This is a genomic window from Halococcus morrhuae DSM 1307, from assembly GCF_000336695.1.
Taxonomy (GTDB): domain Archaea; phylum Halobacteriota; class Halobacteria; order Halobacteriales; family Halococcaceae; genus Halococcus; species Halococcus morrhuae.
In genome coordinates, this window is sequence record NZ_AOMC01000046.1 from 67,123 (window position 1) to 89,356 (window position 22,234).

The following is a 22,234-nucleotide window of genomic DNA, read 5'->3' on the forward strand; positions in this document are numbered from 1 at the left end:
GCAACCCTCTCGTAGAATGTCCGGAGCCGTCGACGACGACGTTCGCCGCTCGGTCGCGCGCGGACGGGAGACGCTGGGTGCGCTGCTGTCGGCCGCCCAGACGCATCTCCAGAAGGTCGCGATCGTCTTCCTCGTCGCCTTCCTCGGATCGTTCTACGCGCTCTGGCTCTACGTCTGGGATCGCCTCAAAACGGATCTCTTCGCGCGATTGCCGCCCGCGGTCGCCAAGCAGACCTCGGTCGTCGCCACGACGCCGTTCGACGTCCCGCTCCTGCAGGTGAAGATCGCGCTGTTCGTCGCCGCGTTCGTCTCGCTGCCCGTCCTGCTCTACTACTCGCGCGACGCGCTCAAGACCCGCGGTTACTGGCCGCAGATCGGCGGCCGCTGGAAGGCCGCGCTCGTCGTGCTCATCGCCGCGCTGTTGTTCGTTCTCGGTGCCGCCTACGGCTACTTCGTCTTCTTCCCGCTGATGTTCGAGTTCCTCGCGTCGAACTCCGTCGCGGTCGGCTTCCAACCGACTTACTCGATCGTGCTCTGGGCGCAGTTCATCCTCCTGCTCTCCATTTCGTTCGGCGTCGCCGCCCAGCTCCCGCTCGTGATGACCGGGCTCTCGCTGTCGGAGATCGTCCCCTACGAGACCTTCCGCGAGAAGTGGAAATACGCCATCGTCGCCGCCTTCGGCTTCGGCGCGCTGTTCTCGCCGCCGGACCCGTTCACGCAAGTGCTCTGGGCGCTGCCGATCATCCTCCTCTACGTGCTCAGCCTCGGCCTCACGCGGTTCGTCGTGACCCTCCAGCGCGGTGGAAGCGCCGTCAGCGTCCGCGGGGTTGTTCGCGACCGCTGGGCGCGCGTTCTCGGGATTCCCGTTCTGATCGCCGGCGGCGTCGCCGGGGCCATCGTCGCCGGTTTCGGCGGCTACTTCAACCGGGTGATCGTCCCACAGATCCCCTTCTTTGCGCCCGAGGAGCCGGTGTTCAAGTATATTGGTCCACTGCTCGGCCTGCCGCGAGACGCGGCCATCGCGGTCGTCGCGGCCGCGATCTTCCTCGCGCTCGTCGTCCTCGCGCTCGTCTACTACCTCTACCGCGCCGTCGAGCGTGCCGCTGCCGAACCCGGTCGCCCCGACAGTCCCGCGACGATCGACGTCGGCGCGCTCGATGCGGCGGGCGTTCGGGCCGCGCCGGCCGAGGCGTTCGCCGAAATGAGCGAGGAGGAGGCGACCGCGCAGGCGAGCATGGCGATGAGCGACGGCGATCCGAACAAGGCACAGGCGATCCTCGATCGCTTCGACGACGCACAGACCGCCGGCGAGAACGCCGACGAACTCGACGCGGATGCCGACCAGGACGAGGAGTTCCCCGACGAGTTCGAGCCGGCCGTCGAGGACCAAGAACCCGAGGAACCCGAGGGCAACGCGCTCACCCGGACGACCGCCGGGATGGTCGATTCGTTCACCGCCGAGGAGACGACCGAGGAGGACATCGGCGGCTACTACTACGACATCGCGTTCGTCCTCAACAGCCTGCGCTCGCGGGCCTTCCTCCTCTTCGGACTGTTCATGGCCGTGCTCGCCGGCACGTTCATCTGGCTCTCGCAGGGAGCCATCGGCGGGATCCGATCGGACTTCCTCACCCGTCTGCCGGCGGCCGTCCGTCCCGAGAGCATCGGCGTCGTCGAACTCCACCCCGTCGAGGCGCTCGTCTTCGAGATCAAACTCAGTACGCTGCTGGCGGTGCTCGCCATACTCCCGTTCTTCCTCTACTGGGCCTGGCCAGCGCTGCGCGAACGGGGTCTAGCCGGCGGCGACAGACGGGTGCTGTTCGCCTGGGCCGGTGCGATGCTGGCGAGCTTGGTCGGCGGCGTCGCCATCGGCTACACCACCGTGGCCCCCACAGTCATCTCGTGGCTCGCCGCCGACGTCGTGGGTTCGAACATGGTGGTCGCCTACCGGATCAGCGCCGCGGGCTGGCTCGTCTTCTTCACGACTGCCGGTATCGGCCTGCTCGCGATGATCCCCGTGACGATGGTGCTGTTCCATCGCGGGGGGCTGGTGCTCTACGGCGCGATGCGCAACCGCTGGCGCGAGGTGACGGTCGGCGTGTTCGCGTTCACCGCTTACGTCTCGCCGCGCGGCGTGTTCATGATGTTCATCATCGGCATCCCGATCATGCTCTGCTACGGGCTCGGGCTCGGCCTGCTCTGGATATACACTCTCGGCGGGCGGCGGACGACGCGCGGCCAGCGCGAGAGCGCCGACTGATCGAACGGCCTATCTATACGTAGCGTTCGCCTCCGATATGACACACTCCTCGACGGATAGCGCCGGGAGGCCACGATGAGCGATCGCGGGGCCTCCGGCGTCCAGGTCGCGCTGATCGCCCTGTTCACGACCGCGCTCGTGACCGCCCAGCTCACCGCGACGAAGGTGCTCGCGTTCTCGATCCCGTTCTCGCTGCCGATCGTCGGCTCGGAGCTGATCCTCCCGGGCGCGTCGCTCGCCTACGCGCTGACCTTCCTCGCTTCGGACTGTTACTCGGAACTGTACGGCCGGCGGTCGGCTCACGTCCTCGTCAACCTCGGTTTCGCGATGAACCTCGTCCTGCTGGTGCTGGTCTGGGCGACGATCGCTGCCCCGGCCGCAGCCAGCAGCGCGGTCGATCCCGGGACGTTCGCCGCGGTGCTCGGCGCGAGCACGAACGTCGTACTGGGCAGCCTGATCGCCTATCTCGTCAGTCAGAACTGGGACGTGTTCGTCTTCCACCGGCTCAAGGAGTACACCGACGGGCGCGCGCTCTGGCTGCGCAACGTCGGCTCGACGGCGACGAGTCAGGCGATCGACACCGTGATCTTCGTCGGCGTCGCCTTCTATCTCGCGCCGGAACTGCTCGGCGTCGGCAGCGCGCTCCCGCCGTCGATCCTGCTCGGTCTCGGGATCGGCCAGTATCTGCTCAAACTCCTCATCGCGCTGTTCGACACGCCCGCGGTCTACGCCATCGTCGGCTACGCGCGCTCACGGACGACGGCCGGATCGGCCGCCGGCGCTGACTAACCCTCCCCACTTCCTCACTCGCCGTCGTCCGATTCCAGTTCCGCCCGCCCGCTGGTCGCGCTCAGCAGTCGTTCGCGCAGCTCCGCAGCATCGGCGCTCGGCACGCGCACCGCGAAGCTCGCGCGCTCTTCGTACTCGGCCTCGAAATCCACGTCACTACTTTCGAGGATCCCACGTACAGTCCCCGAGTCGTCGTAGTCGACGGCGAGGCGGAGCCGTTCGTGCGGGCGCTGTTCGACGGTTCCGGCGTCGTCGAGCGCGAGCTTCACCGCCCGGCCGTAGGCACGGGCGAGCCCGCCGACGCCGAGGTTCGTCCCGCCGTAGTAGCGCGTGACGACCCCTGCGACGTTCTCGATCTCTTCGCGTTCGAGAACCGTGAGCGCGGGTTTGCCGGCCGATCCGCCGGGCTCGCCGTCGTCGCTCGCGTACTCTCGGAGCGGATCGGCGCGCACCCGATAGGCTGGCACGTTGTGCGACGCGTCCGGATGTTCGTTCTCGATGGCGGCGACGAACGCCTCAGCGTCGCCGACCGTTTCGGCCGGTGCGATGTAACCGAGGAACCGTGAACCGCGCTCCTCGAAGGCCGCCTCGCCGCGTCCCTCGACCGTGCGGTAGGTCTCGCTCATTCGAGTTCGAGCTTGCGGACGAACGGGAGCTCGCGGATCTCGGTCAACACGTCACCGGGGAGCGGCTCGTCGGTGATGATCGACAGCCGCGGCTCGTCGGTGAACTCGGGGTCCTCGCTGATCGTCTGGCGGATCGAGACGTCGTGATCGGCGATCACGGTCGTGACGCGAGCGACGATACCCACCCCTTCGGCGTCGCCGACCGCGACGGTGAGCACCGAGAGATCGAGCACCGGCGCGAGGTCCTTCAAACTGGGGACCGCCGAAATGTTCTGGAAGATGGGTCGCAGTTCGTCGTCGTCGAGCAGCGTGTCGGTCGTCGAATCGACCACTCTCCTGTCGACGCCGACCTCGGTCGCGATCTGCGTGTTCGGGATCTCGATGTCGCCCGAGACCACCCGGCCCTCCGAACTCACCGAGAAGCCGCGTTCGAGCAGTAGCCTGACGACGGCCTGCTGGCCCGGACTGCCAGCGAACTTCGCCATGATCTCGTCGAACATCACAGCGTGCCCTTCGTGCTCGGGGTTCCCTCGCGGCGCTCGTCGGGCCGGGTGGCGTCGTCGAGCGCCCGCGCGACGGCCTTGAACAGCGCCTCGATCTCGTGGTGGGCGTTCTCGCCCGTTATTTCGGTATGGAGCGTCAATCCAGCATTTGTCGCGAGCGAGCGGAAGAAATGCGGGGCCATTGCGCTCGTGAACTCCCCGACCGTGGCCTGCGAGAATGTGCCATCGAACCGAAAGAGCGGTCGTCCGGAAACGTCGACGACAGCGCCCGCGACGGCCTCGTCGAGGGGAACTTTTCGATCGGCGAACCGTTGGATCCCGGCACGGTCGCCGAGCGCCTCGTCGACGGCCGTCCCGAGCGCGATGGCGACGTCCTCGATCGTGTGGTGGTCGTCGACGTGGAGGTCGCCATCGCAGGTCACGTCGAGATCGAACAGGCCGTGTTTCGCGAACGAGTCGAGCATGTGATCGAGGAAGCCGATGCCCGTCTCGGCGGTCGAGTCGCCGTCGCCGTCGATGGTGAGCGAGAGCTCGATGGCCGTCTCGGCCGTCTCGCGCGTTACGGTCGCAGTCCGGGGCATATCGGTGCTTTCCGGGCAGACGTAAGGCGGTTGTGCTAGCCGTCGGCCGTTCCAAACCCTTATTTTCCAGCCGACTGCCATCTGAGCCATGGATATCGACGATGGAACGAGCGACCGTGACCCGGACGACGACCGGTCCACCGCCGGTGATCGTTCCACGGCCGACGATCGCACCACGACTGACGGCCACTCCACGGCCGACGACCGCTCCACGACCGACACCACCCCGACTGCCGACCGATCGACCGGCGAGACACGCCGTGAGGGTGGTGCTGGTGAGACGATCGGCCGGAGCCTCGACTCGGCGCGCGACACGCTCGCCCAGTCCGGCCCGCGATCACAGCTCACGTTCGTCATCGGGCTGTTCGGCATCGTCGGTGCCGGGTTCGGTCTGCTGGGCGTCATCGTCCTCGAACTGCTCGCCGGCGGCAGCGGTGGCGGGTTCGGCGGGGCGATCATCGCTGGCCTGTTTCTGATCTCGGTGCTGATCGTCGTGTTGCTGACCGGTCCCGTCATGGCCGTCATCTCCGGGCTCCGTATCGCCGAACGGTTGGACGAGGCACGGGCGACCTATCTCACGAGCTTCATCGCCACCGCGGTCGGCTACGTCGTGATGGTGCTCATCGCTGCCGTCCTCATCGGCCTCGTCGCCGGCGGTGGCGGCGGTGGTGCCGAAGCCACCCCAACTGGTAGTACGACCACGAACCCCTTCGACATCGCCGGTCTCATCGTCCCGCTGGTCGCTCTCGCCATCCCGGTCGGTCTCACCGGGTTGGCGTCGGCGTTCCTCACGCGTTGGAACGCCACTCGGTGAAACGAAACCGTCCTCTCACCCTCGATCGCTGATTCGCTAGCCGTCGCCGTACTGACCCCGTGCCGGCGGTTCCCTCATTCGTCGAGCGCCGCACGCGCGTCGGCGAGCGTGAACCTCCCTTCGTAGAGCGCGCTGCCGACGACGACCGCGTCCGCACCCGCCCCGCGGAGCGTCCGGATGTCGTCGATCGTCCCGACGCCGCCGCTGGCGACGACCGGGATCGAGACCGCCTCCGTGATCCGACGGACGCGCTCGGCCTCGACACCCTCCAGCCGGCCCTCGACGTCGACATCAGTGAAGAGAATCCCGCCCGCCCCGCGCTCCGCGTACTCGACGGCCGCCTCGGCAGGATTCAACCCTGTGCTCTCGGTCCAACCGGCGACGACCACTTCGCCATCGCTGGCGTCGAGACTGACGAGCACCCGTTCGGGGTGGGTCTCGCTGATCTCGTCGACGAGATCGGGATTTTCGACGGCTGCAGTACCCAGAATCACGCGCTCGACGCCGCTGTCGAGCAGCGAACGGGCGTCGGTGGCGGTGCGGATCCCGCCACCGAGCTGCACGGGGACATCGACTGCCTCGACGATCCGTTCGATCGCCCGTGCGTTCTCGCGTTCGCCCTCGAACGCACCGTCGAGATCGACGAGATGGAGCGTGCGCGCGCCCGCCGCGACCCAGCGTTCGGCCGCTTCGACCGGGTCGCCGTACGCCGTTTCGCTCCCGCGCTCGCCGCCGACGAGCTGGACGACCGCTCCCTCCTGTACGTCGACGGCTGGGATCACCTCGAAACCCTCGAACATGAGGGGCTCTCCGCGAGCGCCGGCCTAAACCCGTCGGAAGCCGTCGCCGATAACTTACGAAATGGTTTCTCGTGAGCGAGAAAGAACTATCCGTTCGGCGTCGTATGAGGAACTATGGCACTCTCGGCTCTCTTCGTGGTCGGCCTCGGCGTCGCGGTGTTCGTCGGCTTCAACGTCGGCGGCTCGAACATCGGCGTCGCCTTCGGGCCGGCCGCCGGCGCGAGCGCGGTCTCGAAGACCGGCGCGGCGGCGCTGATGACGCTCTTTTTCTTCCTCGGCGGCTGGACGGTCGGGCGTGGCGTCGTCCGAACGATGGGCGGGCGGATCGTCCCGTCGAGCTATTTCACGCCCGAGACGAGCGTCATCGTGCTCTTCTTCATCGGGTTCGCGCTGTTCCTCGCCAACGTCGTCGGCGTCCCCGCCTCGACCTCGATGACCGGCGTCGGCTCGATCGCGGGCCTCGGGCTGGCGAGCGAGGCGCTCGACTGGGCGACGATGACCGAGATCCTGACCTGGTGGCTCGTCTCGCCGATCGTCGCCTTCTGGGTCAGCGCCGTTGTCGGCCGGTATTTCTACTCACGGCTCGCCAGCACGCTCGCGATCAACCAGACCCAGGGATCGCTGTTCGCACTCGATCGCCGGGGAGTGCTGCCACGGCCGCGCCTCGGGGCGAACACCACCCGTCGCGAGGCCGTCGGGACGCTGTTGGTGGTCATCGTGGCCTGCTATACGGCGTTCAGTGCTGGCACGTCGAACGCCGCCAACGCGATCGCGCCGCTGGTCGGCGCGGGCACGCTCGCGATAGAGCCCGGATTGCTGCTCGTCGGCGTCGCGGTCGGGCTCGGCGCGTTCACGATCGGCCGGCGAACGATCGCGACGATGGGCGAGGGGCTCACCGAGATGCCGCTGCTGGCGGCGCTCGTGGTCGCGATCGTGAGTTCGACGCTCGTCACGATCTTATCGTGGTTCGACATCCCCGTCAGCGTCGTCATCATCGCCACGATGTCGATCGTCGGGCTCGGCTGGGGCCGGGCGACCCGGACCGTCGACGAGCGCACCGATCCGCTGGCGACGGGTGGGACGTCGGTCAGCGAGGCTGTGGTGGCCGACGAGGACCTGCGTGATCCGGGGGCGACCGACGAGGCGGCGGAGCTGTTCGAACCGGCGACGACGGCGAAAGTCATCGCCCTCCAGAACCTGGTTCCCGCGATCTCGACGATCGCTGCCTACCTCGTTTTCCGGTTTCTCACGGTCTTTTAATCGATTCTGTGATCCGAACAACAACACCTAACAAGCCGGGGGGTCAACGGCGGGTGATGCCCACCGTAGAATACGTCAACTACGAAGTGTTCGACGATCAGGGATGGGAAATCGACGACGACGACCTGTTCGAGAAGGCCGAAGACGCCGGTCTCGGTGAAGAGGATTACGGCACGATCGACGTCAACGAGTCGGAGTACATCCTCGAAGCCGCCGAGGCGCAGGGGTACGACTGGCCGTTCTCGTGCCGGGCGGGCGCGTGTGCGAACTGCGCCGCCATCGTCAAAGAGGGCGAGATCGACATGGACATGCAGCAGATCCTCTCCAACGAGGAGGTCGAGGACCGTAACGTGCGTCTGACCTGCATCGGCAGCCCGGCCGCCGACGAGGTCAAGATCGTCTACAACGCCAAACACCTCGACTACCTGCAGAACCGCGTCATATAACGCCCCCACTTTTCACACGGGGTCTTCGCTTGCGCCTCCGGCGCTCGCTCGAACTCCGTGGGAACCCTATCCTCGCGCGTCGACAGTGAACGACGGCTCAGAGGCGCTCCGCTCTTTAGGTGGATGAACGACTCCCGCTCGCTCGGCCGTTGGCCTCGCTCGCTACCGTCAGTTGCGCTCGCCGCCACCCTGCTACCCCGCCATCCCGATCGCTGCCGTCGCTCCGTCACCGCCGACGATCCACCGAACAGTTTTGTGACTGCATGGTGAGTGATGAATATGACACGAACGGCCGTCATCGCGGGCGTCGGTCCCGGACTGGGTGCGTCGATCGCCCGGAAATTCGTCGCGGAGGGCTGTGCAGTCGGCCTGTTCGCACGTTCCTCGGCATTCATCGAGGAGCTCGCCGACGAACTGAACGAGGACGGTGAGGCACTCGCGATCCGGACGGACATCACCGATGCGGAGCAGGTCGCGGCGGGATTCGAAGAGATCCGCGAGGCGTTCGGCCCCGTCGACGTGCTCGTCAACCACGCGAGCGGCGGCGCGTGGAAGGGACTGCTGGACCTCTCGGACGAGGAGTTCGAGGAAGCCCTCGCGATCGGCCCGCAGGGGAGTTTCCACTGCTCACAGGCGGCCGTTTCCGACATGCTCGATAACGACGGCGGGACGGTGATCTTCACCGGTGCGACCTCCTCGGTTCGCGGCAACGAGGGTGCGCTCGCCTTCTCGGCCGGGAAGTTCGCCGTCCGCGGGATGGCCGAGTCGATGGCCCGCGATCTCGGCCCGCAGGGAATCCACGTCGCTCACGTCGTCATTGACGGCGGCATCCGCCCGCCCGATCAGGACGTCGAACATCCCGACGACTACCTCGATCCCGACGCCATCGCCACGAACTACTGGCAGCTCGTCGAACAGGACGAGAGCGCGTGGACGCTCGAACTCGATCTCCGCCCGCACGCCGAGGAGTTCTGATTCGCTTTCACCGGCGAGAACACTGCTCTGCAGCAGAAGCTACATTGCAGAACCGACTCATCACGATAGCATGCCGGAAATCGTCCACCACACCGACGAGAGCGCCGCTGGCGGTGTGTCACCGTTCGATGCCGCGATACGGGAGATCGTCGCCGACGAGGAGGTGCTGTTCGCGTCACCGTACATCACGCTTGACTATCTCGATGGCGTTCTCGACGATACAGCGTCGTGGCGGCTGTTGACCGACATGGAGGCGTGGCTCGACAACTACCGCAGGAGTGAGCGCGAAACCATCCGTGAGTTCGTCGCACGCCACCCCGAGCGAATACGTGACGTTCGGAACCTTCACGCGAAGGCTGTCATCGGTGAAACCGGCGCGCTCGTCGGATCGGCGAACCTCACCCGAACTGGGCTGGGACGACGGGACGAACTCGGCGTTCGGTTCGACGACCCCGAACGAATCGTGGAGCTACGCGAGTGGTTCGAGGGATTGTGGACCGAAAATTCGCCGGCGAAACTCGATGCCATCGACGAGCGCATTCAAACCTCCTCTTCCATCCCGAGCAGCGCAAGCGCGAGCAGTGCAACGTCGATTCCCTCGGAATCGCGTCGGGTTAGCGCTACGATAGCAAAATCCAGTCCTGAAAAACGAACAGGAGATGGCTATGACAGACTCATAAATCGTCTAACGAAAGCACCGTGCCGCGAGTGGGCTGCGGAACATCTCGAATTGATGCGTGAACTCATCGAGATATCTGGATTGGATGATGAGGACAAGCAGTTGGTTACTTCAATTCCTTCATCAGGAACCGAGATCAGACTGATCATCGGGAACAGAGTTGTTTTCGGTTTCGTTGGAAAGACGGGAAATTGGACGCGATTCATCATTCCTGATGACTACGAAAATATCGGCGAATTGCTGCAGTCTGTCCCACGAAACTACGATTTCAAGGGAGAAAGCGCACCTCATTTGCCAGCAGTTACTGATGGTCTACATAGGGCGCGCCAAACGCTATTCCGGAAGGCATGGATCGAAGCAACACTCAACGAGATCGGTCGATATGAGACGTCACCCTATCGTGATCGTAGCCACGAACCAGCCGTGTATCGAGCGGCTGTCGACCACGATTACAGAGAACGAATCCTCGACGAAGCGTTCGATCGATAGCTGCCAACAGCTGTTCTCGCGAAAAGCTTCATGCTGACGCACACGCATGTGTACACATGGGGACGAAGACCATCCGGCTGGACGACGAGGCCTACGAACGTCTCGCCAGCCGAAAGCGTGAGGACGAGAGTTTCTCGGATGTCGTCAAGCGTGTCACCGGCGAGCGATCGTTGCTTGAAATCGCCGGAATTTTCTCGGACGACGAGGCCGAAACGATGCGCGAAACCGTTGCCGAGCGGCGTTAACGTTCGCGTATGACTGCAAAATTATTTGTTGACCTGAATAGCTAACTCAGCCTTCGAAACCGTCCTCGAACCGGAAGGTCCCGTCGCGCTGGATGACCTCACCGTCGACTTCGATCCGCGAGTCCTCGCTCATGTCGACGATCATATCGACGTGCTGTGCGCTCTGATTCTGCTCGTTGTCCTCGCCGACGTTGTCGTCGTAGGCACGCCCGACGGCCATATGCACCGTGTCGCCCATCTTCTCGTCGAACAGCATGTTGTAGCTGAAGTGGTCGATGTCGCGGTTCATCCCGATGCCCAGCTCGCCGAGGCGGCGCGCACCCGCGTCGGTATCGAGGATCGTCGTCAGCAGGTCCTCGTTCTTCTCGGCTTCGTGGGAAACGACCTCGCCCTCCTCGAAGGTGAGTCGCACGTCGGTGATCTCGCGGCCGCGGCGATAGACCGGTTTGTCGAAGTGGACGTCGCCCGAGACGGAATCCGGCACCGGTGCGGTGAACACCTCGCCACCGGGCAGGTTGTGGCTGTCGGTGTCGTTGATCGCGTGGTTGCCCGCGATCGACATCGTGACGTCGGTCGAGGCACCCGAGACGATCCGGACCTCCTCGGCGTCCTCGAGGATTTCGACCAACTGGGCCTGGAACTCGGCCTGTTCGTCCCAGTCCTTCAGGATGGCGTCGTAGACGAAGTTCTCGTAGGATTCGATGCTCATCTCGGCGAGCTGGGCGTTCGCCGTCGTGGGATGCTGGGTGAGCGTCCAGCGGTGGCCGAGGCGCTCTTCGAGGATCGGGCCGTGGGCCTTCTCGTAGGCCGAGTTCACGTCCGGGTCGACGTCGCCGAGCTCGGTGACGTTCTCGTGACCGCGGATGATCGCGTGGCAGTCGGCGGCCTCGACGAGCGCGCGCTGGTGGGCGGGCGTCTCGAACTCCACTCCACTCTCGTCGGCAGCGTTGAGATAGGCCCGCATCGCCCGGCCGCTGCGATTGGTCCGGATCGCGAGCGGATTGGCACCGCGTTCGCCCGCGACCTCGTAGAGGGCGGTCACGAGGTCGTCGGCCGGCGGTTCGGATTTGATGAGGAACTCGTCGCCCGCGGCGAGATCGACGGCGTCGGCGATCAGCTGTGCGTGCTCGCGCACTCGTGGGTCCATGTCTCATCGAGCCGTGGACGATCCAAACCAGTTTCGGAACCCGATCTCCACCGGCCCGCTTTAGTCCGTGCCGCACGTTCGCGGTACATGACCGAGTTCAGCCCCGAGAAGTTCGAGGACAAGTACGCGAACTACTTCCCCGAACTCCAGACCGCCTACCGCAACGCCTTCGAGTCGATGAGCGAGCGCTACGACTCGGAACTGATCCACGCCGTCGACCAACAGGTGCTCAACGAGAGCGAACCGTTCTACGACGCGGACGAGGGGTTCCGGATCGCCGTTCCCGACGAGCCGTACGATCGGCTCACGGCCATCGTCGTCGACGAGGAGAAGTTCGACGCGGTGCTCGCCGAATACACCACGACGCTCGAAACCGAGCTGGCGAACGTGTTCGACCTCGATGCCGGGAGTCCAAAGGTCTAAGAAGCGTGCGAGCGTACCGACGAGCATGAGCACCGAGAGTCAGAGCAGCGATGACGACCTGCGCGAGGAGATCTCGAACTTCCTGCGCCGGAACTTCCCGCAGATCCAGATGCACGGCGGCAGCGCGGCGATCCAGGAGCTCGATCGCGAGTCGGGCGAAGTGACCGTCTCGCTCGGCGGTGCCTGCTCGGGCTGTGGCATCTCGCCGATGACGATCCAGGCGATCAAGAGCCGGATGGTCAAGGAGATCCCCGAGATCAACCAGGTCCACGCCAACACCGGGATGGGCGGCGGTGGCATGGGCGACGGCGGCTTCGGTGGCGGCGGCATGAGCCCCTCGTTCCCCGGCGAGACGACCGAGGACGACGAAGGCCCAGAGGCCCCGTTCTAAGCCACTCCGCGGGTTCCGGTCGCAGGATCCGGAAACGATCGACGGTTTTTCGGCCGGCTATCTCTCAGTGACTACTGTCGCCACCGAGCGCCGCGTCAGTCGTCCGCGCCCTTGCCCTTCGGTTCGATATCGAGACCGAACTCCGCGGCCTGCGTGCGCCAGAACTCTTCGTAGGCCTCCTCGCTCTCGTCGACGGTGCTCCGGCCGTCGTCGACGCGGTCGAGTTTCAGATCCACCTCTTCGAGCAGGCGATCGCCGATGTCGCCGCTGATGACGCCGTTCTGGACCGCGTCCTGCACGGCGCTTTTCTCGCGCTGAAGCAGGCGGCGCTCGCCGACGAGCAGCTCCTCGCGCCGGAGATCGGGGTTCTCGCGCATGAGCTGTGAGATGGCCTCGCGGAGGTCGTCGCGCTCCTCCTCGTATTCGGTCGTGAAGTCCTCGTAGACGTCAGCCGGGATGTCGCCACGGCTGTGGAGGCGGTCGGCAGCGTCGAGGGCGGCGTCGGTGGCGCGTTCGCGCCCGCTGAGCAGTTCGTAGAGCTGCTGGTCGGCCGAGCGCGTGACGATGCCCAGCCCGTTGAGCAGCCGCGGCATCGTCAGCCCCTGGACGACGAGGCTGAAGGCGGCGACGCCGAAGACCATCGCCCGGAGCTGGGTGCCGAGCTCGAAGCCCGGCGGGAGCCCGAGCACGAGCGCGATCGGGATCGAGCCGTGGAGCCCGCCCCAGACCATGACGTGCTGGTAGTCGAAGGGCACCTCGGTGCTCGCAAACCGGTTGACGAGCCCGGTGAGCGGGTAGACCACCACCGCGCGCGCGAGGATGACGAGCACGATGGCGACCGCGATCGGGACGGCGAACTCGCCCAGCCGACGGATCGGCGTCGTCGCGCCGATGGCGACGAAGATGAAGGTGTTGACGATGAACGCGGCGGTTTCGAGCGTGTTGAAGATCGAGAGCTTCGTCTGTGGGCTCATCGCGTACTCGACGCCACGGTTGCCGATGAACAGTCCCGCGACGACGGTGGCGATCACGCCCGAGACGTGGAGGTAGTGTTCGGCCAGCAGGAAACTCCCGTAGGTGAGGATCAGCGTGAGGACGATCTCGGTCATGTGCTCGTCGAGATTGACCATCACGCGGTAGACCGCGTAGCCCGCGAGCAGGCCGACGACCATCCCGCCGAAGCTCGTCACGAGGATGTCCAACCCCGTCGAGCCGATCTCCTGCAGCGTGAGCAGCTCCGAAACGGGCGTACCGGTCCGTCTGGCTTCCTGGACGAGCGTCAACAGCGCCGTGAAGACGACGACGCCGACCCCGTCGTTCAACAGGCTCTCGCCCTCGACGAGCGTCGAGAGCCGTTCGGGCGCGCCGAGCTCGTCGAACAGCGCGAGCACGCTCACCGGATCGGTGGGGAGGATCATCGCGGCGAACAGCAGCGAGACCAGTAGTGGAAAGCCGAAGGCGAACTGGCCGACGAGTCCGAGCACGAGCACGGCGAGTATCAGGCCGGGAACCGCGAGGGTGAGGATCGTCACGAGGTTGTTGCGGAACGATTCGAGGTCGGTCGTCGCCGCGCCCTCGAACAGCAGCGGCGGCAGGAGCACCAGCAGGATCAGATCGTGCGAGAGCTGGATGTCGAACAGCTGGATGCCGGTGAGCGCTTGGATGATCGAGATACCGAAGCCGGCGAGGAGGAGGGCGATCGTGTAGGGAAAGCGGCCGATCTTGGCGACGAAGACGCCGACGCCCGCGGCGATCATGAAGACGACGAGCAGATTGACTTCGGTCGCCGCGACCGTCTGGGCCAGCATGTGGCGGGGTATTCGACACGATCGGTTAAGCGCCTCGCCTGCGGCGGAGACGACCGGTTGGCTGCCGAGCGGGGCGAACCGCGCGTATTTAGGGTCGCGGTCGCCACGGGAACGTATGAGCGACACGCCCGCGCGGAACGTCCTGTTCGTCGTCATGGACACGGTCCGCAAGGACCACCTCTCGGTCTACGACGACGAGCGCGAGACGACGCCCGGACTCGAAACGTTCGCCGAGGAGGCCGCGGTCTACGACCAGGCGGTCGCTCCGGCCCCGTGGACGCTCCCTTCCCACGCCTCGATGTTCACCGGTCGCTATCCGGGCGAGCACAACGCGACCCAGGAGAACCCCTATCTCGAAGGCCATCCGACGCTCGCCCAGTCGCTCACCGATCACCGGAGCTCCTGTTACTCCTCGAACGCCTGGATCACGCCCTACACGCATCTCACCGACGGGTTCGACAGTCAGGACAACTTCTTCGAGGTGATGCCCGGCGACCTGCTCTCGGGACCGCTCGCGCGCGTCTGGAAGACGATGAACGACAACGAGCGACTCCGACAGGCCGCCGACTGGCTCGTCAACCTCGGCAACGAGATCCACGAGTTCCTCGCGAGCGGCGAGGGTGCGGACTCGAAGACGCCCGCCGTCATCGACCGCACCATCGAGTTCATCGACGGGACCGACGAGCCCTACTTCTCTTTCATCAACCTGATGGACGCCCATCTCCCCTACCACCCACCCGAGGAGCACAAGGAGCTGTTCGCACCCGGTGTGGACTCCACACAGGTCTGTCAGAACTCGAAGGAGTATAACAGCGGCGCGCGGACGATTAGCGAGGCCGAGTGGAACTCGATCCGCGGGCTCTACGACGCCGAGATCCACCACGTCGACGCCCAGCTCCACCGGCTGTTCGAGTGGATGCGCGCGAACGACGAGTGGGACGATACGCTCGTGATCGTCTGTGCCGACCACGGCGAACTCCACGGCGAACACGGCCTCTACGGCCACGAATTCGGGGTCTACGATCCGATCGTCAACGTCCCGCTCATGGTCAAACATCCCGATCTCGATCCGGGCCGGCGCGACGAGCAGGTCGAACTCCAGGACCTCTACCACACGGTGCTCGATCACGCCGACGCGCGCGGCAAGGGCCTCCCGCTCGACCGCGACCGATCGCTGCTCTCGGAGAGCCACCGCGAGTTCGACGGCGGCGAGAACGCCTTCGTCGAGTATCATCGGCCGGTCGTGGAGCTCAACCAACTCGAGAACAAGGCCAGCGCCGCCGGCATCGAGCTCGACGAGAACTCGCGGTTCTACTCGCGGATGCGCGCGGCGCGCCGGCCCGACGGCAAGTACATCCACAACGAGCGCATCGCCGACGAGGCCTACCGGCTCGACAGCGATCCCGAGGAACTCGCGGATCACACCGGCGACGAGGACCCGATCATCGCCGACCTCGAAAGTGCCCTCTCCGAGTTCGAGCAAAATCGCGACGACTGGGGGAGCGTTGAGGGTGAAGAAGTGCTCTCCGAGATGGGTGACGACGCCAAACAGCGCCTCGAAGATCTGGGCTACATCGACTGAGGACCAGCATTACCCGTTCAGTCGGCATATCCACGCTCACGCGCACGGATGAGTGCGGCGAGCGTCCGGTTCACCGGCACTCGACCATCAGCACGATCGACGACGGCACCATTGATTGCGTCGATCTCGGTTTTTGTCCCTGCTCCGACATCCTGCGCCATCGACGAGGTGTTTCTCGCGGTCGCCTCAACCACCGATTCGAGCGCCGCGACTGCTTCGCTCTCCGCGAGCTCGACGCCCTGCACCTGAGCGACGCGGGCAACTTCGCGAGCGGCCTCGCTGGCGACGTCGTGGAGCGGATCGTCGGCGAGCGCGCCGTTTTCGACTCCGGCGAGCGCGGTCGTCGGATTGATCCCGGCGTTGACGGCGAGCTTTCGCCAGAGTCGCTTCGGCATCCCGTCGTCGTGTACGGCGTCGATGCCCGCCGACTGGAGCGCCTCGACCGCGCGCTCCGCAGCCGCCGAGGGACCGCCGTCGGGCGCGCCGAGCGCGATCTCGCCGATGCCGGTACACTCGACCCGTCCGGGAGCGGGGCGTCGCGCGCCGTAGGTGCAGGTGCCGGCGAGCACGGTGTCGAGCTGCGCGGCGAGCGACTCCTCGTTCCCGAGACCGTTCTGGAGCGAGCAGGTCATCGAAGGACTACAGTCGGCGAGCGCGCGCCCGGCAGCGGGCGTGTCGAACGATTTCACGGTGACAAATGCGAGATCGGCCCGCTCGGGGACCGTCGTTCTGGCTTCGGGGTGGGTCGTGAACTCGACAACTCCCTCGACGGCGAGCCCCGATTCGCGGACCGCCGCAATGTGCGGGTCGCGCCCGACCAGCGTCACGCTGTGCTCGCGTGCACAGAGCCCGCCGACGAGGCTGCCGAGACTCCCCGCACCGAAAATCAGGATCTCCACGTCAGTCTTCGGTCCAGTAGTACAGTTCCTCCTTCGGTGCGTCGCACGAGGGACAGCTGTCGGGGATGCCGCCCTTGAGATCCCCCATCTCGCCGCACTCGCCACAGCGCCACATCAGCTCGGCCTCGCCGAGCGCGTGGCCCGCCCGCTCGTGTTCGACCGAGAGCGATTCGACGCCCTCGCGGGTCGTGACGAAGAAGCCGTCCGTGTCGAACCCACGAACGGTACCGATCTCCTCGCCCTCCTCGGTGTAGACGGTCGTGCCGACCGTGACTGTCGTGGACTCGCGGCTCATGGCGGTCGTTCGTCGTCGATCGGTATAAATTCCACCGCCCGACTCACCTTCGATCGACTACCCGGAGCGCTCGCTCTCGCCGAACAGCTCCACGAGCGCGGCCGCCTGCTCGTCGCTTGGCTCCTGGCTGCCGTCCTCCCACGTTCTGATCGCGGTCGCCGTCGTGTCGAGGTGGGCCGCCAGCTCCGTCGGGTTGAGACCGTGCGCCCGTCGGCGAGCACGGAGTTCTGCGCCGAGCGGCGGGTTATGCGTCGTCATGATCGAGGATTCGCCGCCCGACGGTCATCAACTCCTCGCGTTCGTCGGGCCGAAACTCGTACCGTTCGGGCTTGGCGATCCCGATCGTCCCCTCGACCCTGTCGTCGGCCCCGAAGATCGGGGCGGCCAGCGATCCCTCCATCCCGGTCGCCCGCGCACCCTCCTCGGCGACGCCCGAGTCGTCGGTCTGGAGGTTGCAGACGTCGACCGGTTCGGCGCGCTCGGCGGCCAACCCGGCCATCCCCTTGCCGATCGGAATCCTCTCGATTCGTGAGAGCACGGCTTCCGGAATGTCGACCGACGCGACGAGCGTCAGTTCGTCGCCGTCCCGCCGATGGAGCGTCCCCGACGTGCAGTCGAACGCCTCGACCGTCTCCCGAAGGACTGCCGCCGTTTCCTCGTCGGGGTCCGGTTCGATCGTCGAGGGTGTGTGTTCGTCGCTCATCGTTTCGCCGTCTCTACCGCCGCCGGCCGGTTAACGCTGCGGAACTCACGACGCACGTCCGTACGCACTCCTCCGCCACCACCGTTTTCACATGAAGTCGGCGATCCCGCTCTGTTTGTTCTTGTCGTTCTCGAACACGCTCTCCAGTGTGCGTTCGAGCACTTCGAGGCGCTGTTTCGTGTAGTCGCGAGTACCGTACTCCTCGGCGACGCGGGTGGCGGTGCCGATGTATTTCTTCACCGACCCCTCGTGCACAGTCAGGTTCACGTCGCCGCCACACTCTCGACACTCGCCGGTAAGCGGCATCCGGCGATATTTCGTCCCGCAGTCGAGACATCGGGTTTCCTGTCGGGAGAAGGCTCTGAGGTTGCCGATGAGATCGGGCAGGAAGTGGTATTCGATGATGCGCTCGGCGACGTCTGTTTCGTCGACCGCGCGGAGCTTCCTGGCGAGCTCGAGCTGGGCGTCCATCTTCTCGGTCATCGACCCCAATGTTTTGTACGCCGACAGCGACGGCCCGAGCGCGAGATTGGATGTATCGTGGGTGTGGCGAAAGCCCGAATATTCGCTTTCGGTGCCGACGCTCTCCTCGGCGATCTCGATGTCGACGCTCCCTGGATCGGCCATCTCCAGGGTGGCCTCGTAGAACTCCTTCGGGTAGGACTCGACGACGTCCATGTTGTGGGCCTCGTCGTCGATCTCGGCCGGGTCGATCCGCGAGGACATCACCAGCGGCGCGTCCATCCGCCCACCGCGCTTGTCGGGCAGGTAGGCCTTCGAGAAGTTGAGCAACCCGTCCAGCAAAAGCATCACGCAATCTTCGTCGCCATCGCACTGGCCGACGAAGAGATCGTTCGCGACCAGCCTGTTCGTCTCCGCGACGGTGAGTGAGTAGACGTGGTCGACCGTCGACTCCATGATATCGACCCGGACCACCTCGTCGAGCCAGACGTCCGCGCTGCCGCCGTCGCCGAGCAACCGCTGTGTGCGGACGTCGACCGTATCGAGCACGGTAGCGAGCGTCCGTGATTTCCGATCGAGATGGAACCCGATCTCCTCCGCGAACCGGACGACGTTTTCCGAGGTTATCTTACAGGTCCACGAGTGATACTCCGGCACTGACCCGTCGTGGAACTCGGCAACGGCACCCGTCGACGGAACGCGACGTTCCTCGTAGGTTTTGGCCGCGACCCCGAAGCGCTTCAGTGCGGCGACGAGGTCGCGCTTCAACTCGTCGCTGACGGTCGTCGCACGGATCTCGATGCGGTCGCTCGATACGCTACCGTCGCCGCTGAAGTACGCTGCGAGAAATGCACCGAGTTGTGGGGTCGGTGCGTTCGTCATGCAGTCGGGGATCCGCTTCGTCTCCGCACGCGTTCCGGCGGCGAAGACGTCCGCGAAAAGCGTGGCAACGAGCCGACTCGATGCCGTCACCTTCCACTCGCTTTCCTCGTAGGCCTCCACTCCGAGTACCTCCTCGAAAGCGTCGATGACATCCCGGCGTGCGGCGTCATCCGGCGTACAGATCGTTGTTTGATAGAAATTCCCCGCTTCTCGACGTGTGAAACCCTCGGCCGCGTAGTAGCCGAGCAGTGTCGCGAACCCTTCGTCGATTTCGAGTGTTCGCGCGACAGCGGTTTTGTCGCGCTTCACCGAGAGCGAGACATCCTCCGGCAGACGATCGAGCAATGCCGTATCGTCGAGAAGTGCGACCAAGACGGATACTGGAACACTGTCGCGGCCGATCCAGTTATAGACGGTCGAATCGCTGCAATCGAGCGCTTCCGCAACGGGTTTGACGTGGCCTTCCGCTTCGGTCGCGTCATCGAACAGGGACTTGAGGTCCTCGGAGCCAATACCTCGTATCACCAGTTCGTCGTTCGGCACCGCATCGATATCGAGGAACGCGTCGAGCAGATCGACACTCGCTGCTTCGCCATCGTAGTCGATCCGTTTCGGCGATGGAATCGTATCTCCGATTTCGAGCTCATGCGCCTCGATATCCTCGATGCCCCCGTCCCATCGCACCATCGAATGGTCCGGCGTCACGGTCAGTTCGCATCCGCTCCGCGTCTCGATCTCGATAAGGTGGTCGGGTGCGGTATGCTTCGAAACCGCTTCGATCGGTTTTCGAACCCGCTTCCCATCGTCGTCGATCGAGGGAACACGAACCTCGCCGTCGAGCTCCTCCACGAGCGTGCCGAAGTCGTCCTCACGGGGATCATCGAGCGATTCTTCGACCAACGAGGAGATCCGTTCGTGTCGCCAGTCTCCCTCGTCCTCGACCCAGAGCTTCGTCTCGGGGTGGAAGCAGTTCCTTCTCTTCGACGCATGGAAATACGGGTGTGCGTAGCCGACGGCGGCGCTCGTGAAGCCGATCACGCGGCCGACGACCGCCGCCGAGGTGTGCGGGGCCATTCCGAAGACGAGTTCTCCCACCAGGTCGTCGCGATCGTCGAGTTCGTAGAACGACTCCAGTCCGTAGTAACTTTCGAGCAGGTCGTCGACGAAGTCGGCCGTCTTGAGCATATGCTCGGCCGCGCCGTTCGAGAGCACGACGTCCTGGACCTTGAGCTCGACGAGCTGATCGTCGTGACGTAGCGGGTCGCCGTTCATGTCCTCGTGGTAGCCGAGCTCGCGGAACTGCTCGACCGAGACGTCGAGTTCCGCCGGTCTCACGCTCGTCACGGGCAGGTCGGTCATGTCGTAGCGAACGGTGCCATCCTTGAACGTCGAGACGCCGTGTTTCGCTCGGAGAACGCCTTTCTCCATCGGTTCGGGGGTTTTCAGCTCCGAAGTCAGCCCCTTCACACCCTTCATGATGTCGAATGCACTCTCGCGCTCGCCGACCGCGTCCAGCGCGCCCTGATACTCCTCACGGAGATTCACCGATTGCCATTCGGTCGGCCACGCCTCGCTGCCACACCGGGGACACTCCACCTGTCCGGATTCGTCGGGTTCGACCGCGATCTCGCAGTCGGGACACTCGTAGCGCGGTTCGGTCGGCGCGCCACAGTCCGGACAGCGCGTCTCGTAGCTCCGCTCGCCGCAGTCGACGCATTCCCGACGACCGATCTCGACGGGGACGACGCCGCGCTCGCCGCCCTCGTCGTGGACGTACTCGGTGGCCTTGCTCATGTCGCGCTGGTTGCCGCCGGCCTCGCCGATCGGAAAGAGCGTGTGGACGGCCGGCGAGAGTTCGCGCGTCTCCGATTTCTCCGGCCTGCCCATCCGCCCGCCGATGCGCGTCGGCGCGCGCTCACGGAGGGCGAAGGGCGCGACCTCGCGGACCGCTTCCATCGCATTGGGCCACTCGCGTGCCGCCTCGGAGAGTCCGTTCGTCGCGTCGTCGAGCGATTCGTCGAACCCGAGCGAGCGAACGAACGGCATCGGGTTGGCGATCCTGAGCGCGTCGCCGGCCTGTGAGTGGGGAATGAGGAGTGCTTCGAGCGCCTCGCGGACCGCGGGACGGGGTTCGAGCGCCAGTCGCCCGTCGACGAACTCGCCGGCCGCGACCGCCTCGCGGAGCGTCGCGAACGCCTCGACGGAGATATCGTGCCAGCAGTAGGTGTAGTCGGGATGCAGCGGCGCGTCGTACTCGACGGCCCACTCGATCGCCTCCGCGGGCGTGGGATGTTCGAGATCGACGCGCGTCGAGTCGGCGAGCGCGCGCACGTCCGCGGCAGTGGCTTCGAACTCCTGGATCCACCAGTCGTAGGTGTAGGAAGCCGGTGCCAGAGGGTGGTTGTTCTCGACGAACTCACCGTAGTTGACGAGATATTCGCCGAGATCGATGATTGCCTCCACCCCGTTGCGGAGTTCGAGCGCCTCCGCCGGGTCGTCGATACGCCGGACGTCGCCGTTCGCCAGCCTGACCGTGGGCCCCTCGATCGAATCGACGGGAACGACGCCGGCGGCCTTCCCGGGTCGCTCGGTCTTGAGCTGCGTGCCGGTCGCGAGGAAGTCGTCGACGAGATGCATCGTCGCCGGATGGACGCCCGCAGTCGCGAAGCCGTGATTCCGCGCACGGCCGTAACGCAGGCGAAACCCGCCGGCCTCGCTCGGATGGCCGAAGACCGGCCGGCCGGCGATGAGGTCCCGGAGGAACTTCTCGGAGGGGTCGGGCCGGAGCGGTCCCGCCGGCTCGTCGTCTGTCTCCTCGATCGCTTCCTCGGCCGATTCGTCCGATGCGTCCTCGTCGTCCGGTTCGTCGGCTTCCTCGTCGGCACCGTCGATCGTCCCCGCGATCAGGTCGTCGAGCCACGGCCAGTCGACCTCGTCGAGTTCGCTGGTGTAGCGCTCGATCTTCGGTGCCTTCTGGGCGATCCCCTCGCCGAGTACGAGACACATCCCCCCTCTCGCGCTGTTCGTCCCCACCCGTTCGAGATCGCGAAAGCCAGAGACCTCCTCCTGACCGGTGGCCTCACCGTCGAGCATCACGGGCGAGTGGCGGGCGATGAACTTCGTCTCGGCGTCCTTTTGCGAATACCTGTCTCTTATACACATCTCTGATGGCGCG

The 22,234-nt window shown here is 65.4% G+C and carries 23 protein-coding genes (1 of these 23 cut by a window edge); 11 read left to right on the forward strand and 12 right to left on the reverse strand.

Annotated features, from left to right (window positions below):
- Positions 1 to 16 precede the first annotated feature (16 nt).
- Both C448_RS02835 and C448_RS02840 read left to right on the forward strand, forming a co-directional pair.
- Positions 17 to 2,260, forward strand: coding sequence for a twin-arginine translocase subunit TatC (locus C448_RS02835; protein ID WP_004051781.1), 2,244 nt, complete (start codon positions 17 to 19; stop codon positions 2,258 to 2,260).
- Between the two features lie 75 nt (positions 2,261 to 2,335).
- Positions 2,336 to 3,049 (forward strand): queuosine precursor transporter, encoded by a 714-nt coding sequence (locus C448_RS02840; RefSeq protein WP_004051782.1) that lies wholly within the window; start codon positions 2,336 to 2,338, stop codon positions 3,047 to 3,049.
- 14 nt (positions 3,050 to 3,063) lie between these two features.
- Here C448_RS02840 and C448_RS02845 read toward each other — a convergent pair whose 3' ends face one another.
- From C448_RS02845 to hisB, 3 genes are read right to left on the reverse strand one after another with little or no spacing between them, the layout of a single operon-like run.
- The gene (locus tag C448_RS02845) at positions 3,064 to 3,675 is read right to left on the reverse strand and encodes an IMPACT family protein (protein ID WP_004051783.1); all 612 of its coding nucleotides are present in this window, start codon (positions 3,673 to 3,675) and stop codon (positions 3,064 to 3,066) included.
- Positions 3,672 to 4,175 carry a hypothetical protein gene (locus tag C448_RS02850; RefSeq protein ID WP_004051784.1) on the reverse strand — a complete coding sequence of 168 codons (504 nt, stop codon included), beginning with the start codon at positions 4,173 to 4,175 and terminating at the stop codon, positions 3,672 to 3,674. Before C448_RS02850 ends, C448_RS02845 begins: the two co-directional genes overlap by 4 nt.
- Positions 4,175 to 4,759 carry an imidazoleglycerol-phosphate dehydratase HisB gene (hisB, locus tag C448_RS02855; protein WP_004051785.1) on the reverse strand — a complete coding sequence of 195 codons (585 nt, stop codon included), beginning with the start codon at positions 4,757 to 4,759 and terminating at the stop codon, positions 4,175 to 4,177. The genes C448_RS02850 and hisB overlap by 1 nt, the downstream gene beginning before the upstream one ends.
- Before the next feature lie 88 nt (positions 4,760 to 4,847).
- On the opposite strand from hisB, the gene C448_RS02860 reads away from it, so the two are divergent.
- On the forward strand, positions 4,848 to 5,573 hold the full coding sequence (locus tag C448_RS02860) for a hypothetical protein (RefSeq protein WP_004051787.1): 726 nt from the start codon (positions 4,848 to 4,850) through the stop codon (positions 5,571 to 5,573).
- 74 nt (positions 5,574 to 5,647) lie between these two features.
- Here the strand turns inward: C448_RS02860 and hisA are convergent, their stop codons facing one another.
- Positions 5,648 to 6,373, reverse strand: a complete 726-nt coding sequence (gene hisA / locus C448_RS02865; RefSeq protein WP_004051789.1) for a 1-(5-phosphoribosyl)-5-[(5-phosphoribosylamino)methylideneamino]imidazole-4-carboxamide isomerase — start codon at positions 6,371 to 6,373, stop codon at positions 5,648 to 5,650.
- Between the two features lie 114 nt (positions 6,374 to 6,487).
- On the opposite strand from hisA, the gene C448_RS02870 reads away from it, so the two are divergent.
- From C448_RS02870 to C448_RS02890, 5 genes are all read left to right on the forward strand, one after another.
- Entirely contained in the window at positions 6,488 to 7,633 is a 1,146-nt protein-coding gene (locus C448_RS02870; protein ID WP_004051791.1) for an inorganic phosphate transporter, read from the forward strand.
- Positions 7,634 to 7,689: 56 nt separating this feature from the next.
- A complete protein-coding gene (gene fer, locus C448_RS02875) occupies positions 7,690 to 8,079 on the forward strand; it encodes a ferredoxin Fer (protein ID WP_004051793.1) in 390 nt (129 codons plus the stop codon).
- Positions 8,080 to 8,358: 279 nt separating this feature from the next.
- A complete protein-coding gene (locus tag C448_RS02880; protein WP_004051795.1) occupies positions 8,359 to 9,054 on the forward strand; it encodes an SDR family NAD(P)-dependent oxidoreductase in 696 nt (231 codons plus the stop codon).
- 70 nt (positions 9,055 to 9,124) lie between these two features.
- Positions 9,125 to 10,222: a phospholipase D-like domain-containing protein gene (locus C448_RS02885; protein WP_004051797.1), complete on the forward strand. Its 1,098-nt coding sequence runs from the start codon at positions 9,125 to 9,127 to the stop codon at positions 10,220 to 10,222.
- A gap of 56 nt (positions 10,223 to 10,278) precedes the next feature.
- Positions 10,279 to 10,467: an antitoxin VapB family protein gene (locus C448_RS02890; protein WP_004051799.1), complete on the forward strand. Its 189-nt coding sequence runs from the start codon at positions 10,279 to 10,281 to the stop codon at positions 10,465 to 10,467.
- A 46-nt stretch (positions 10,468 to 10,513) separates the two neighbouring features.
- Here C448_RS02890 and C448_RS02895 read toward each other — a convergent pair whose 3' ends face one another.
- Positions 10,514 to 11,614 carry an aminopeptidase gene (locus C448_RS02895; RefSeq protein WP_004051800.1) on the reverse strand — a complete coding sequence of 367 codons (1,101 nt, stop codon included), beginning with the start codon at positions 11,612 to 11,614 and terminating at the stop codon, positions 10,514 to 10,516.
- A gap of 87 nt (positions 11,615 to 11,701) precedes the next feature.
- On the opposite strand from C448_RS02895, the gene C448_RS02900 reads away from it, so the two are divergent.
- Positions 11,702 to 12,037, forward strand: a complete 336-nt coding sequence (locus C448_RS02900; RefSeq protein WP_004051801.1) for a DUF5783 family protein — start codon at positions 11,702 to 11,704, stop codon at positions 12,035 to 12,037.
- Positions 12,038 to 12,062: 25 nt separating this feature from the next.
- On the forward strand, positions 12,063 to 12,428 hold the full coding sequence (locus C448_RS02905; protein ID WP_004051802.1) for a NifU family protein: 366 nt from the start codon (positions 12,063 to 12,065) through the stop codon (positions 12,426 to 12,428).
- 95 nt (positions 12,429 to 12,523) lie between these two features.
- Here the strand turns inward: C448_RS02905 and C448_RS02910 are convergent, their stop codons facing one another.
- Entirely contained in the window at positions 12,524 to 14,236 is a 1,713-nt protein-coding gene (locus C448_RS02910; RefSeq protein WP_004051803.1) for a cation:proton antiporter, read from the reverse strand.
- Positions 14,237 to 14,351: 115 nt separating this feature from the next.
- On the opposite strand from C448_RS02910, the gene C448_RS02915 reads away from it, so the two are divergent.
- On the forward strand, positions 14,352 to 15,818 hold the full coding sequence (locus C448_RS02915) for a sulfatase-like hydrolase/transferase (protein WP_004051804.1): 1,467 nt from the start codon (positions 14,352 to 14,354) through the stop codon (positions 15,816 to 15,818).
- A gap of 17 nt (positions 15,819 to 15,835) precedes the next feature.
- On the opposite strand, the gene C448_RS02920 is transcribed toward C448_RS02915, so the two are convergent.
- The 6 genes from C448_RS02920 to C448_RS16510 all read right to left on the reverse strand — a co-directional run.
- Positions 15,836 to 16,717 carry a ketopantoate reductase family protein gene (locus C448_RS02920; RefSeq protein ID WP_004051805.1) on the reverse strand — a complete coding sequence of 294 codons (882 nt, stop codon included), beginning with the start codon at positions 16,715 to 16,717 and terminating at the stop codon, positions 15,836 to 15,838.
- 1 nt (position 16,718) lies between these two features.
- Complete coding sequence (locus C448_RS02925) at positions 16,719 to 17,012, reverse strand: DUF7130 family rubredoxin-like protein (RefSeq protein WP_004051806.1); 294 nt, start codon at positions 17,010 to 17,012, stop codon at positions 16,719 to 16,721.
- A gap of 57 nt (positions 17,013 to 17,069) precedes the next feature.
- On the reverse strand, positions 17,070 to 17,270 hold the full coding sequence (locus C448_RS02930) for a helix-turn-helix domain-containing protein (protein WP_004051807.1): 201 nt from the start codon (positions 17,268 to 17,270) through the stop codon (positions 17,070 to 17,072).
- Positions 17,257 to 17,715 carry a GAF domain-containing protein gene (locus C448_RS02935; protein ID WP_004051808.1) on the reverse strand — a complete coding sequence of 153 codons (459 nt, stop codon included), beginning with the start codon at positions 17,713 to 17,715 and terminating at the stop codon, positions 17,257 to 17,259. Before C448_RS02935 ends, C448_RS02930 begins: the two co-directional genes overlap by 14 nt.
- 87 nt (positions 17,716 to 17,802) lie before the next feature.
- Positions 17,803 to 22,221, reverse strand: a complete 4,419-nt coding sequence (gene polC / locus C448_RS02940; protein WP_204365461.1) for a DNA polymerase II large subunit — start codon at positions 22,219 to 22,221, stop codon at positions 17,803 to 17,805.
- Positions 22,212 to 22,234: the end of a DNA polymerase II large subunit gene (locus C448_RS16510; RefSeq protein ID WP_004051810.1), read on the reverse strand. The gene runs 430 nt beyond the window's last position; the window shows 23 of its 453 coding nt (coding positions 431–453); its start codon lies beyond the right edge, outside the window; it ends in the stop codon at positions 22,212 to 22,214. Before C448_RS16510 ends, polC begins: the two co-directional genes overlap by 10 nt.